This window comes from Ideonella alba, from assembly GCF_018069875.1.
Classification (GTDB): domain Bacteria; phylum Pseudomonadota; class Gammaproteobacteria; order Burkholderiales; family Burkholderiaceae_C; genus Ideonella; species Ideonella alba.
The window spans coordinates 243,258-256,456 of the sequence record NZ_JAGQDF010000002.1; the positions used below are offsets into that span (position 1 = coordinate 243,258).

14 protein-coding genes are annotated in these 13,199 nt (G+C 68.2%); 7 read left to right on the plus strand and 7 right to left on the minus strand.

The window, feature by feature from the left end; genetic code table 11:
• Positions 1-60 precede the first annotated feature (60 nt).
• From KAK07_RS04095 to KAK07_RS04115, 5 genes are all read right to left on the minus strand, one after another.
• A complete protein-coding gene (locus tag KAK07_RS04095; protein ID WP_210855151.1) occupies positions 61-1,602 on the minus strand; it encodes a 2-isopropylmalate synthase in 1,542 nt (513 codons plus the stop codon).
• A 207-nt stretch (positions 1,603-1,809) separates the two neighbouring features.
• On the minus strand, positions 1,810-2,634 hold the full coding sequence (pssA, locus tag KAK07_RS04100) for a CDP-diacylglycerol--serine O-phosphatidyltransferase (RefSeq protein WP_210855149.1): 825 nt from the start codon (positions 2,632-2,634) through the stop codon (positions 1,810-1,812).
• A gap of 94 nt (positions 2,635-2,728) precedes the next feature.
• Positions 2,729-3,745 (minus strand): ketol-acid reductoisomerase, encoded by a 1,017-nt coding sequence (gene ilvC / locus KAK07_RS04105; RefSeq protein WP_210855147.1) that lies wholly within the window; start codon positions 3,743-3,745, stop codon positions 2,729-2,731.
• A 143-nt stretch (positions 3,746-3,888) separates the two neighbouring features.
• Entirely contained in the window at positions 3,889-4,380 is a 492-nt protein-coding gene (gene ilvN, locus KAK07_RS04110) for an acetolactate synthase small subunit (protein WP_210802386.1), read from the minus strand.
• A 164-nt stretch (positions 4,381-4,544) separates the two neighbouring features.
• Positions 4,545-6,332: an acetolactate synthase 3 catalytic subunit gene (locus KAK07_RS04115; protein ID WP_210855145.1), complete on the minus strand. Its 1,788-nt coding sequence runs from the start codon at positions 6,330-6,332 to the stop codon at positions 4,545-4,547.
• Between the two features lie 247 nt (positions 6,333-6,579).
• Here KAK07_RS04115 and KAK07_RS04120 point away from each other — a divergent pair, with 247 nt between their 5' ends.
• From KAK07_RS04120 to KAK07_RS04145, 6 genes are read left to right on the plus strand one after another with little or no spacing between them, the layout of a single operon-like run.
• Positions 6,580-7,146, plus strand: coding sequence for an RNA polymerase sigma factor (locus KAK07_RS04120; protein ID WP_210855143.1), 567 nt, complete (start codon positions 6,580-6,582; stop codon positions 7,144-7,146).
• Positions 7,143-7,604 carry a DUF3619 family protein gene (locus KAK07_RS04125; RefSeq protein ID WP_210855141.1) on the plus strand — a complete coding sequence of 154 codons (462 nt, stop codon included), beginning with the start codon at positions 7,143-7,145 and terminating at the stop codon, positions 7,602-7,604. Before KAK07_RS04120 ends, KAK07_RS04125 begins: the two co-directional genes overlap by 4 nt.
• Before the next feature lies 1 nt (position 7,605).
• Positions 7,606-8,394: a DUF3106 domain-containing protein gene (locus KAK07_RS04130; protein ID WP_210855139.1), complete on the plus strand. Its 789-nt coding sequence runs from the start codon at positions 7,606-7,608 to the stop codon at positions 8,392-8,394.
• Positions 8,391-8,912, plus strand: coding sequence for an RDD family protein (locus KAK07_RS04135; protein WP_210855137.1), 522 nt, complete (start codon positions 8,391-8,393; stop codon positions 8,910-8,912). The genes KAK07_RS04130 and KAK07_RS04135 overlap by 4 nt, the downstream gene beginning before the upstream one ends.
• Before the next feature lie 25 nt (positions 8,913-8,937).
• Positions 8,938-9,315 (plus strand): diacylglycerol kinase, encoded by a 378-nt coding sequence (locus KAK07_RS04140; RefSeq protein ID WP_210855135.1) that lies wholly within the window; start codon positions 8,938-8,940, stop codon positions 9,313-9,315.
• Entirely contained in the window at positions 9,312-9,899 is a 588-nt protein-coding gene (locus KAK07_RS04145) for an LOG family protein (RefSeq protein WP_210855133.1), read from the plus strand. Before KAK07_RS04140 ends, KAK07_RS04145 begins: the two co-directional genes overlap by 4 nt.
• 13 nt (positions 9,900-9,912) lie before the next feature.
• Here the strand turns inward: KAK07_RS04145 and KAK07_RS04150 are convergent, their stop codons facing one another.
• Both KAK07_RS04150 and KAK07_RS04155 read right to left on the minus strand, forming a co-directional pair.
• On the minus strand, positions 9,913-10,251 hold the full coding sequence (locus tag KAK07_RS04150; protein ID WP_210855132.1) for a P-II family nitrogen regulator: 339 nt from the start codon (positions 10,249-10,251) through the stop codon (positions 9,913-9,915).
• Between the two features lie 36 nt (positions 10,252-10,287).
• On the minus strand, positions 10,288-11,991 hold the full coding sequence (locus KAK07_RS04155) for an NAD+ synthase (RefSeq protein ID WP_210855130.1): 1,704 nt from the start codon (positions 11,989-11,991) through the stop codon (positions 10,288-10,290).
• Between KAK07_RS04155 and KAK07_RS04160 the strand changes: the two genes are divergently transcribed.
• Positions 11,990-13,171 (plus strand): GNAT family N-acetyltransferase, encoded by a 1,182-nt coding sequence (locus KAK07_RS04160; protein ID WP_210855128.1) that lies wholly within the window; start codon positions 11,990-11,992, stop codon positions 13,169-13,171. The genes KAK07_RS04155 and KAK07_RS04160 overlap by 2 nt on opposite strands.
• Positions 13,172-13,199: the final 28 nt, after the last annotated feature.

Here is a 13,199-nt window from a genome sequence, read left to right on the forward strand (position 1 = left end):
TCAAAAACTTGCGTGTCTTTCCTAAAGTAGCGGCCGGCGCCTTGGGGCGCCGCCGCCGGTTCACCACTGGGCCGAGGTGCGCTCCACGTTGCCCTGCAGCTTGTTCAGGGCGGCCAGATAGGCCTTGGCAGACGCCACCACGATGTCCGGATCCGAACCGACGCCGTTGACCACCCGGCCCCCATGCTGCAGCCGGAACGTCACCTCGCCCTGCGATTCTGTGCTGCCCGAGGTGATCGCATTGACCGAATAGAGCAGCATCTCGGCGCCACTTTGCACATGGGCTTCGATCGCCTTCAGGCTGGCGTCGACCGGGCCGTTGCCGTCGGCCTCGCTGGTCACCTCCTTGGCGCCGACGAAGAAGCTGACCTTGGCGTGCGGCCGCTCACCGGTCTCCGAGCGCTGGCTCAGCGCCACCAGGCGGTAGTGCTCCTGCTCCGAGGTCACGCTCTCGTCACCCACCAGGGCGATGATGTCCTCGTCGAAGATCTCGCTCTTGCGGTCGGCCAGGTCCTTGAAGCGGGCGAACGCAGCGTTGATCTCGGCCTCGGACTCCATCTCGATGCCCAGTTCCTGCAGGCGCTGCTTGAAGGCGTTGCGGCCCGAGAGCTTGCCCAGCACGATCTTGTTGGCCGACCAGCCCACGTCCTCGGCGCGCATGATCTCGTAGGTGTCGCGCGCCTTGAGCACGCCGTCCTGGTGGATGCCGCTGGCATGCGCGAAGGCATTGGCGCCCACCACCGCCTTGTTGGGCTGCACCACGAAGCCGGTGGTCTGGCTGACCATGCGGCTGGCCGGCACGATCTGGCTGGTGTCGATGCCCACCTCCAGGCCGAAGTGGTCGCGGCGCGTGCGCACCGCCATCACCACCTCTTCCAGCGAGCAGTTGCCCGCACGTTCGCCCAGGCCGTTGATCGTGCACTCCACCTGGCGCGCGCCACCGATCTTCACGCCGGCCAGCGAGTTGGCCACCGCCATGCCCAGGTCGTTGTGGCAGTGCACCGACCAGATCGCCTTGTCGGAGTTGGGCACCTTCTCGCGCAGCGTGCGGATGAACTGGCCGTAGAGCTCGGGAATGGCGTAGCCCACGGTGTCGGGGATGTTGATCGTGGTGGCACCTTCGGCGATCACGGCCTCGACCACGCGCGCCAGGAAGTCCATGTCGGAGCGGTAGCCGTCCTCGGCGCTGAACTCGATGTCACCGCACAGGTTGCGCGCGAAGCGCACCGCCTGCCTGGCCTGCTCGAACACCTGCTCGGGCGTCATCCGCAGCTTCTTCTCCATGTGCAGCGGGCTGGTGGCGATGAAGGTGTGGATGCGGCCCCGGTTGGCGCCGGCCAGCGCCTCGGCGGCGCGGCTGATGTCGCGGTCGTTGGCACGCGACAGCGAGCAGACGGTGGAGTCCTTGATGTGGTCGGCGATCGTCTTGACAGCGTCGAAGTCGCCGTTGGACGAGGCGGCGAAGCCGGCTTCGATCACATCGACGCGCAGCCGCTCGAGCTGCCGCGCGATGCGCAGCTTCTCGTCCTTGGTCATCGAGGCGCCGGGCGATTGCTCGCCGTCACGCAAGGTGGTGTCGAAGATGATCAGCTTGTCGGACATGGGAGGCTCTTCGGTTGCGGTGGGGAAACGTTGGACAAAGAAAAACGGCCCGCTGCGTGCGCATGGCGGGCCGTTGATCGGGGAGGAGGTACGGGTGAGGTACGGACGAATTCGATCAGCGCGCCCGGCGGGTGCCTAGCAGCGCTAGCAGCAGCGAGGAGGTGGCGATCGAAGACATGGGCCGGAATATAGCACGCAGGCGCGGGCTCAGTGCAAGCCGCGCTCGTCGGGCTCGTCGGTGGAGGTGGCGATCACGCTGACGGGCTTGCCCTTGGCCTTGCGCATCGCGTAGATCACGTAGCCCGACAGGCCGTAGACGCAGAACAGGCCGAACAACACCGCAGGCGGGTGGATGTTGATCACCGCGATGCCCAGCGCGATCGCGACGATCACGATGAAGGGCACGCTGCGCTTGAAGCTCACATCCTTGAAGCTGTAGAACGGCACGTTGGTGACCATCGTCAGGCCCGCGTACAGCGCCACCGAGAAGGCCACCCAGGGCAGCACCGGCAGCACCGACACGCCCTTGTAGCCGGCGTCGTCCAGCACCCAGATGAAGCCGATCACGATGGCCGCCGCCGCCGGGCTGGGCAGGCCCTGGAAGTAGCGCTTGTCGACCACGCCGATGTTGGTGTTGAAGCGCGCCAGGCGCAGCGCCGCGCAGGCGCAATAGACGAAGGCGGCGATCCAGCCGGCCTTGCCCAGGCCCTTGAGCGCCCACTCGTAGACGATCAGCGCCGGCGCGGCGCCGAAGCTGACCATGTCCGACAGGCTGTCCATCTGCTCGCCGAAGGCACTCTGGGTGTTGGTCATGCGCGCGACGCGGCCGTCCAGGCTGTCGAGCACGGCGGCGCAGAAGATGCCGATGCAGGCATTCTCGAAGCGGCCGTTCATCGCCATCACGATGGCGTAGAAGCCGCCGAACAGCGCACCCAGCGTGAACAGGTTGGGCAGTATGTAGATGCCCCGGCGGCGCGGGCGCACGGGCTCCGCGGGCTCGTCGTCGAGGTCGTCGTTCACGGGTTCAGTCATGGTCGTGAGGATAACTCAGGGCCTCAAGCACAAGGCCGCCCACGGGGCGGCCTTGTCGGGGAAAGTGCTTGCGGCGCGGACGCCGCAGCAGGCATCAGTTCCGGCTCTTGTCCACGAGCTTGTTGGCCTTGATCCAGGGCATCATGTCGCGCAGCTTGGCGCCGACGACCTCGATCTGGTGCTCCTCGGTCAGGCGGCGGCGCGAGATCAGCGTCGGCGCGCCAGCCTTGTTCTCCAGGATGAAGGACTTGGCGTATTCGCCGGTCTGGATGTCCTTCAGGCACTGGCGCATCGCGTTCTTGGTGTCTTCGGTCACCACGCGCGGGCCGGTCACGTACTCGCCGTACTCGGCGTTGTTCGAGATCGAGTAGTTCATGTTGCCGATGCCGCCTTCGTAGATCAGGTCGACGATCAGCTTGAGCTCGTGCAGGCACTCGAAGTAGGCCATCTCAGGCGCATAGCCGGCTTCCACCAGCGTCTCGAAACCGGCCTTGATCAGCTCGACGGTACCGCCGCACAGCACGGCCTGCTCGCCGAACAGGTCGGTTTCGGTCTCCTCGCGGAAGCTGGTCTCGATGATGCCGGCCTTGCCGCCGCCGTTGGCCGCGGCGTAGCTCAGCGCCAGGTCACGCGCCTTGCCGGTGGTGTCCTGGTAGACGGCGATCAGGTGCGGCACGCCGCCACCCTGGCGGTAGGTGTTGCGCACGGTGTGGCCCGGGGCCTTGGGGGCGACCATCCACACGTCCAGGTCGGCGCGCGGCTGGACCTGGCCGTAGTGCACATTGAAGCCGTGGGCGAAGACCAGCGAGGCGCCGGCCTTGATGTTCGGCTCGACGTCCTTGCGGTAGACATCGGCGATCTGCTCGTCGGGCAGCAGGATCATGACCACGTCGGCGGTCTTCACGGCGTCGGCGATCTCGGCGACCTTCAGGCCGGCGCCTTCGGCCTTGGCCCAGGACGCACCGCCCTTGCGCAGGCCAACCGTGACCTTGACGCCCGACTCGTTCAGGTTCTGGGCGTGGGCATGACCTTGCGAGCCGTAGCCGATGATGGTGACGTTCTTGCCCTTGATCAGGGAGATGTCGGTGTCCTTGTCGTAGTAGACCTTCATGGTGCTTTCTCCGGGAAGTTTCAGATGTTCGGGGCGGGGGGCTGTTGGGGAATCTGTCGCCGGGCCGCCCCAAGACAGATTCCCGCCCCCTCGGGGGGCCGGCGCACGGGCCACCGCGTGGCCCCGCGCCGCGGGGGTGGACACTACACGCGCAGGATGCGCTCGCCGCGACCGATCCCGCTGGAGCCGGTGCGCACGGTTTCAAGAATGGCGGTGCGGTCGATGGCCTCGATGAAGGCATCGAGCTTGCCCGCGTCGCCGGTGAGCTCGATCGTGTAGCTCTTCTCGGTCACGTCGATGATGCGGCCACGGAAGATGTCGGCCATGCGCTTCATCTCCTCGCGTTCCTTGCCCACCGCGCGGACCTTGATCAGCATGAGCTCGCGCTCGGTGTACTGGCCCTCGGTGAGGTCGACCACCTTGACCACGTCAACCAGACGGTTGAGGTGCTTGGTGATCTGCTCGATCACCTCGTCCGAGCCGGTGGTGACGATGGTCATGCGCGAGAGCGAAGCGTCCTCGGTGGGCGCCACGGTCAGGCTCTCGATGTTGTAGCCGCGGGCGGAGAACAGGGCCACCACGCGCGAGAGGGCGCCGGGCTCGTTCTCGAGCAGCACGGCGATGATGTGTTTCATGGTTTCAACTCCTGGCGCGCTCTTCAGACCGTCGGCGGTAACCGCCGGCCCTTGGCCACGCCTGTCGATCGTTACGGTGTCATGGTCGGTCCGGTCGCCGGATCGCATCGGCCAGCAGCGCCGCAGCGGGCGGTCACCCGCCGCGGCCGGCTGGCCTCAGGCGATCACAGGTCCTCGGACCCCAGCAGCATCTCGGTGATGCCGGCGCCGGCCTGCACCATCGGCCAGACGTTCTCGGTGGGATCGGTGCGCACATCCAGGAAGACGGTGCGGTCCTTCAGGCGGATCATCTCCTTGAGCGCGGGCTCGACCTCGGAGGGCTTCTCGATCTTGATGCCGACATGGCCATAGGCCTCGGCCAGCTTGACGAAATCGGGCAGCGCGTCCATGTAGCTGTGGGCGTAGCGCTTGTCGTAGATCAGCTCCTGCCACTGCCGCACCATGCCCAGGTAGCGGTTGTTCAGCGAGATCACCTTGACCGGCGTCTTGTACTGCTGGCAGGTGGACAGCTCCTGGATGCACATTTGGATCGAGCCTTCGCCGGTGATGCAGAAGACGTCCGAATCCGGCTTGGCCAGCTTGATGCCCATCGCATAGGGCAGGCCCACGCCCATCGTGCCCAGGCCGCCGGAGTTGATCCAGCGGCGCGGCTCCTCGAAACCGTAGAACTGCGCGGCCCACATCTGGTGCTGGCCAACGTCGGAGGTGATGTAGCAGTCCTGGCCGCGGGTGAGCTCGGCCAGGGTCTGCACCACGTGCTGGGGCTTGATGACGTCGGTGCCGGGCTTGTACTTCAGGCACTCGCGCTTGCGCCACTCGTTGATCTGGCCCCACCAGGCCGAGATCACCGCCTTGTCGGGCCGCGCCTGCGCTTCACGCACCTGGGCGATCAGCTCCTGCAGCACATCCTTGACGTCGCCGACGATGGGAATGTCGACCTTCACGCGCTTGGAGATCGACGAGGGGTCGATGTCGACGTGGATGATCTTGCGCTCGACCTGCGAGAAGTGCTTGGGGTTGCCGATCACGCGGTCGTCGAAGCGCGCACCGACGGCCAGCAGCACATCGCAGTGCTGCATGGTCATGTTGGCCTCGTAGGTGCCGTGCATGCCCAGCATGCCCAGGAACTTCGGGTCGGAGGCCGCGGTGGCCCCCAGGCCCATCAGCGTGTTGGTGACCGGGAAGCCCAGCAGGTCGCACAGCTCGCGCAGCTCGGGCGCGGCATTGCCCAGCACCACACCGCCACCGGTGTAGATGTAGGGGCGCTTGGCCTGCAGCAGCAGCTGCACCGCCTTGCGGATCTGGCCGCCGTGGCCCTTCTTCACCGGGTTGTACGACCGCATCTCGATCGTCTCCGGGTAGTGGAAGGGCGCGGTCTTCAGCGACACATCCTTGGGGATGTCGATCACCACCGGGCCGGGGCGACCGGTGCGGGCGATGTGGAAGGCCTTCTTGATGGTCACCGCCAGGTCGCGCACGTCCTTGACCAGGAAGTTGTGCTTGACCACCGGGCGGGTGATGCCCACGGTGTCGCATTCCTGGAAGGCATCCAGGCCGATCGCCGCCGTGGGGACCTGGCCCGTGATGATGACCATCGGGATCGAGTCCATGTAGGCGGTGGCGATGCCGGTGACGGCATTCGTGACCCCCGGGCCCGAGGTGACCAGGGCCACGCCGACGTCGCCGGTGGCGCGGGCGTAGCCGTCGGCCGCGTGCACGGCGGCCTGTTCATGGCGCACCAGCACGTGCTGGATCGAGTCCTGGCCGTACAGCGCGTCGTAGATGTAGAGCACCGAGCCACCGGGGTAGCCCCAGATGTACTTGACACCCTCGGCCTGCAGGCAGCGCACGAGGATCTCCGAGCCGTTGGGCTCGGCGGCAGGAGTGGCGGGGGGAGTGGTTTGCGGTTGCGCCATCGGGGCGCGTTTGACTTCCGCGGCAGACATGTTCATTTTCGAACCTCTGTGAATTTCTCTGACGAAAAACCTTCGGTGCCCCTCCTCGCGCCCTCATGAGGCGGACTTGGAACCTGCGCGATCAACAAGGGAGCGGCACCCGCTGTCGGGGCGCCCTGGAGATCTCTTCGCTATGCGCGAACCCGGCATTATCGCATTGCTTGCGGCCCTCGGGCCAGACACGCGGGGACATTGCATAATGCGGTAACAACGCAGCATTGGCACCACGCGTGCCCGCCGGCACTTGGCCACCGACAAAGAACTGTCCGATTTCCTCAAGAGCACCGAGAAGCGGGCCTTCAAGCGCACCCTGTTCACGGTGCGCGATGAGGAAGCCGCGCTCGACATCGTGCAGGACGCGATGTTCCGACTGGCCGAGAAGTACGCCGACCGACCGCCGGCCGAATTCCCGATGCTGTTCCAGCGCATCCTGTCCAACGCCACGATGGACTGGTTCCGGCGGCAAAAGGTGCGCCGCTCGGTGATGCAGAACATGTCCGAGTTCCAGGGCAATGCCGAGGACGAGGACTTCGATCTGCTGGAGGCCCTGGAAAGCCTGGACGGCGCCCTGGGCGCCGAGAGCGCCGCCGACACCTTCGGACGGGAACAGATCTTGCATATCATTGATGGCGAAGTGCAGCAACTCCCGGCGCGTCAACGAGAAGCCTTTCTGCTACGTTACTGGGAGGAACTGGATGTATCCGAGACGGCTGCCGTGATGGGCTGCTCGGAGGGCAGTGTCAAGACGCACTGCTCTCGAGCCGTTCATGCGTTGGCCAAATCGCTCAGAGCCAAGGGAATCGCACCATGACCACCTTCATCGACCGCACGACGGCAGACCCGACCTCGGCCGCCCTGGAGGCACGGTTCGGCCTGCGCATCGCTTCGCTGCTCAACGAGACGCGCAGCAGTGCCGACCACGACATTTCCGAACGCCTGCGCATCTCGCGCGAGCAGGCGCTCGCGCGGGCCCGCGCCAGCCGCTTGGCCACGGCGCCCGTGACCGCTGCTGCCGCGCCTGTGGTGGGCCTGTCGGCCTCCGGTGCAGCCATGCTGGGTCGTCACCCGGCGGACTGGTGGGGGCGGATCGCGTCGGTGCTGCCGCTGCTGATGCTGCTGGGCGCCCTGGTGGCCATCGATGCCTGGCAGGACGGCGTGCAGATCGGCGCCGCCGCCGACGTCGACGCCGCGCTGCTGACCGACGACCTGCCGCCCGAGGCCTATTCGGACCCGGGCTTCGCCGAGTTCCTGCGTGCGCCCCAGGAGTGACATGCCCCGGAGCCGCTCGCTGACTCCCGTCGCCTGGCTGAGCCCCCTGCTGCTGGCCATCATCCTGGTCGGGGCCCCGGTGGCCCAGGCCCAGGTGCTCTCGCCCAGCCCTGACTGGGCCTCGCTGCAGGCGTCCCAGCAAAAGGTGCTGGCCCCGCTGAAGAGCGACTGGAACAGCCTGGACGCCACCCAGCGTCAGAAATGGCTGGAACTGGCCACCCGCTACCCGTCGATGTCCGCCGACCAGCAGCAGCGCATGCAGCAGCGCATGAGCGAATGGGCCCGGATGACGCCGTCCCAGCGCGGCCAGGCGCGCATCAATTTCCAGCAGGCCCGGACCATTCCGGCGCCGGACCGCCAGGCCCAATGGGAGGCCTATCAGGCCCTGCCGCCCGAGCGCAAGCAGGCGCTGGCACAGCGCCAGGCCGCGCCGGCCTCGGCACCGCAAACCACCGCCGCGGGCCAGCTGCGGCGCGCGCCAGTGGACGCGCTGGCGGCCAAGGCCAACAGCGTCACGCCAACGCCGGCGCCGGCGCCGCGGGCGGTCGGCCCCTCGCTGGTGCAGGCCGGCCCGGGGGCGACCACGCGCCTGATCACGCAGGCACCACCGGTCAAGCCGGCGGCCAGTGCGCCGCGGCCCAAGATCGAGGTCAATCCGCAGATGGTCGACCGCACCACGCTGCTGCCCAAGCCGCTGCCGCCCAAGCCGCCAGCGGCCCCCAAGGCCCCCAAGCTGGCTGACGCCACCCCGCCGCCCCCCGCTGAACAAGCCCCGGCGTCTGCCCCGTGAGTCTGAATACCTCGCCCACGCAGCGGGCTCCGTCGCTGCGACGCCGTCTTGCCTGCCTCGTCTACGAAGGCGTGCTGCTGTTCGGCGTGGTGATGATTGCGGGCTACCTGTTCTCCGCCCTGACGCACCAGACCCATGCACTGCGCGGCCGCGAGGCCCTGCAGGCCTTCCTGTTCCTGGTGCTGGGCATCTATTTCGGCTGGTTCTGGTCGCGCAGCGGCCAGACGGTGGCCATGCGCGCCTGGCACATCCGCCTGGTCGACGTCCACGGCCAGCCGGTGGGCCAGGGTCGCGCAGTGGCCCGCTACCTGGCCAGCTACGTCTGGTTCCTGCCGGCCCTGGCCTCGGCGGCGGCGCTGCACTGGGCCGACTCGGGCACCATCTTCGGCTGGATGGCCCTGTGGGCGCTGGTCTACGCGGGCCTGACGCGCCTGCACCCGGAGCGCCAGTACTGGCACGACGTGCTCTGTGGCACCCGGCTGATCGACTGGCGCCCGGCGCCCCCCGCCCGCACCTGATCCCGCTGGCACAATCCCGGGCCTGATGAGCAATCCGCACAAGGGCCGCACCGGCCTCGACCGCATCCTGCACGCTGCCGGCTACTCGGCCGCTGGCCTGCGCCAGGCCTACCAGGGCGAAAGCGCCTTCCGCCAGGAGACCTGGCTGGCCGTGGTGTTGCTGCCCCTGGCCTTCTACGTCGGCCGCAGCTGGGTCGAGGTGGCGCTGCTGGCCGGCTCGGTGGTGCTGGTGATGGTGGTCGAGTTGCTGAACTCGGCCGTCGAGGCGGCGATCGACCGCATCGGCTTCGAGCACCATGAACTGTCGGGCCGCGCCAAGGACTTCGGCAGCGCCGCGGTGATGCTGGCGCTGCTGCTGACGGCCGGCATCTGGGCGGCCGCGCTGTGGCAGAGGTGGGCATGAGCGGCGTGCGGCCGTTCAGCGTCTGCGTCTATTGCGGTTCGCGCCACGGCGTCCGGCCGGAATACACCACGGCCGCCCGGGCGATGGGCCAGGCGATCGGCGAGCGCGGCTGGCGCCTGGTCTACGGCGGCGGCAATGTCGGCCTGATGGGCGAGGTGGCCGACGCCACGCTGGCCGCCGGTGGCACCGTGCTGGGCGTCATCCCCGAGCGCCTGCTGCAGCGCGAGGTGGGGCACCACGGACTGACCGAACTGGTGGTGGTGCAGAACATGCACCAGCGCAAGATGCGCATGGCCGAAGAGGCCGACGCCTTCGTAGCCCTGCCCGGCGGCATCGGCACGTTTGAAGAGCTGTTCGAGATGTGGAGCTGGCGCCACTTGGGCTACCACGACAAGCCGCTGGGCCTGCTCGAGGTGCAGGGCTTCTGGGCCCCGATGGTGGGCTTCCTGCGCAGCAGCGTCGCGGCGGGTTTCATGGACGACAGCCAGATGGCCATGCTGGCCCTGGACAGCACGCCGGCCAGGCTGCTGGACAGCCTGGCGGCGTCACCGCGGCGCCAGGCCGCCGACTACCGCGGCGCCTGACCCGCGGCCGGCTTCAGACCGCCGATTCGTCGGTTTCGCCGGTGCGGATGCGCACCACCTGCTCCACCGGCGTGACGAAGATCTTGCCGTCGCCGATCTTGCCGGTCTTGGCGGCCTTGACGATGGCCTCGATCGAGCGCTCGACATCGGCGTCCTTGACCACCACCTCGATCTTCACCTTGGGCAGGAAGTCGACCACGTACTCGGCGCCCCGGTAGAGCTCGGTATGGCCCTTCTGGCGGCCGAAGCCCTTGACTTCGGTGACGGTCAGACCGGACACGCCCACCTCGGCCAGCCCTTCACGCACTTCCTCGAGCTTGAACGGTTTGATGATGGCGGTGATCTGCTTCATGGGGCACTCCGGGCAAAGGGGGTTCTCAGGTGCGATTTAAGCACGGAACTTCGAGGTGATCGGGTAGCGCCAATCGCGTCCGAAGGCGCGGTGGGTGATGCGGATGCCGATCGGCGCCTGACGGCGCTTGTACTCGTTGATCTTGATGAGCCGGGTGACCTTGTCCACGTCGGCCGCATTGAAGCCTGCGGCAATGATCGCCTCGATCGGCTCGTCGTCCTCCATGTAGCGCGCCAGGATGGCGTCCAGCACCTCGTAGGGCGGCAGGCTGTCCTGGTCGGTCTGGTCGGGACGCAGTTCCGCCGAGGGCGCCCGGGTGATGATGCGCTCGGGGATCACCGGGCCGATGCTGCCGTCGGCGCGGTGCGTCGGCTGCTGATTCTTCCATTCGCACAGGCGGTAGACCAGGGTCTTGGCAACGTCCTTGATCACCGCGAAGCCGCCGGCCATGTCGCCGTAGAGCGTGCAGTAGCCAGTGGCCATCTCGCTCTTGTTGCCAGTGGTCAGCACGATGGCACCGGTCTTGTTGGACAAGGCCATCAGCAGCGTGCCGCGGATGCGCGCCTGGATGTTCTCCTCGGTGGTGTCCTCTGGCAGGCCGGCGAACTGGCCAGCCAGCGAGGCCTTGAAGGCGTCGAACATCGGCGTGATGCCGATCTCGTCGTAGCGCACGCCCAGGCGCTCGGCCATGTCACGCGCATCGATCCAGGAGATGTCGGCGGTGTAGGGCGAGGGCATCATCACCGCCCGCACCCGCTCAGCCCCCAGCGCATCCACCGCCACCGCCAGCACCAGGGCCGAATCCACCCCGCCCGACAGGCCGATGATCGCCCCGGGAAAGCCGTTCTTGCCCAGGTAGTCGCGCACGCCCACGACGAGCGCGCGCCAGACCTGCTCCTCGGGCCCCGGGATGGGGGCGAGCGCACCCCTGACCTGGCCGTCGGCGCTCACCTGCAGCGGCCACACCGCCGGCTCGAAGGACGGCGCGCGGGCGCGCACCACCCCGGTGGCGTCCACCGCGAAGGAAGCGCCGTCAAAGACCACCTCATCCTGGCCGCCCACCAGATGGGCGTACAGCAGCGGCAGACCCACCTGGCGGGCGCGCTCGGCCATGCGGGCCTCGCGCTCGTCGTGCTTCTCGACATGGAAGGGCGAGGCATTGAGCACGCACAGGACCTGGGCGCCGGCCTCGCGCGCCAGGGCAGCCGGCTCATCGAACCAGGCGTCCTCGCAGATCAGCAGGCCAAAGCGCAGGCCCTGCACCTCGAACACCACCGCGCCCTGCCCGGCCTCTCGACCGGTGGCAAAGTAGCGTCGCTCGTCAAACACCTGGTAGTTGGGCAACTCGCGCTTGTGGTAGGTCGCCAGCACCTGGCCGCCGGCCAGGACCGAGGCTGAATTGAACCGCCGGGGCAGCGAGAACGAGCGCGATGCGGGCCCATGGGCCTCGGTCCACGAACTCGGATGACCCACCACCAGATGAAGGCCCTCGCAATCGGACAACTCCATCGCCAGCGCCTGCAGCGTGCGCTCGCAGGCGGCCATGAAGGCGGGGCGCAGCAGCAGGTCCTCAGGCGGGTAGCCGGTCAGGCTCAGTTCGGGCGCCAGCACCAGCCGGGCCCCAGCGGCATGCGCGCTGCGGGCCGCTTCGGCCAGCAGGCGGGCGTTGCCGGCCAGGTCGCCGACCGTGGCATTGATCTGGGCCAGCGCAACGCTGACAGGGGCCTGGGAGGTGCTCATGGACAAGGATGACGTGGACAGCGCCGATTATTCCATCGAGGTCTGCGCCGACCCTGCTGCCATTGCGGCCGATGCCTGGAACACGCTGCTGGCCGCGCAGAGCGAGCCCACCCCCTTCATGCGCCATGAGTTCCTGCTGGCGCTGCATGCCGGAGGCTGTGCCGCCGCGGCCACCGGCTGGGCACCGCGCTTCGTGCTGCTGCGCCGTCAGGGGCGGCTGGTGGCGGCGGCGCCGGCCTGGCTGAAGGCGCATTCCTGGGGCGAGTACGTGTTCGACTGGGCCTGGGCCCAGGCCTATCAGCGCCACGCCCTGCCCTACTACCCCAAGCTGGTGGTGGCGGTGCCGTTCACGCCGGTGCGCGGCAGCCGGCTGCTGGCCGAGGACGGCGCCGCCCGACAGGCGCTGCTGGCCGCGCTGCAGGCCCTGGCGCGGCAGGAAGACGCCTCCGGCGTGCACCTGCTGTTTGGTGATGCGGTGGACCAGACCGCCGCGGGTGCCGCGCGCTGGCTGCCGCGCCACGGTGTGCAGTTCCACTGGCAGAACCGCCCCGGCGAGGGCTGGCCCGACTGGCCCGCCTACCTGGCCGACCTGAAGCGCGACAAGCGCAAGAAGATCCAGCAGGAACAGCGGCGTGTGGCACAGGCCGGCGTGGCGCTGCAGGTGCTGGAGGGCCCGGCGATCCGCGATGAGGACTGGGCCTTCTTCCACCGCTGCTACACCGCCACCTACCTGGCGCACGGCCATGCGCCCTATCTGGACGAGGCCTTCTTCCAGCGCGTGGGTCGCACGCTGCCGGCGCACTGGCTGATGGTGGTGGCCACGCAGGGGGAGGCGCGGATCGCGGCCTCGCTGCTGGCCATCGACCGCGCCCGCGGCATCGCCTGGGGCCGGCACTGGGGCGCGCTGGCCCAGGTGCCCTGCCTGCACTTCGACGCCTGCTACTACCGGCCGCTCGAGTGGTGCATCGACCAGGGCTTCCAGCGCTTCGAGGGGGGTGCCCAGGGCGAGCACAAGATGGCCCGCGGCCTGCTGCCCGAGCCCACCGGCTCGGCGCACTGGATCGCCCACACGGGCTTTGCCGAGGCGATTGCCGATCACCTCGGCCGAGAGGGCCGGGGCATCGAGGCCTACCTCGATGAACTCGGCGAGCACAGCCCCTTCAAGGCCGCGCCCGCCTGAGGGCGCTCAGCAAGGCCGCGCCCGTTCA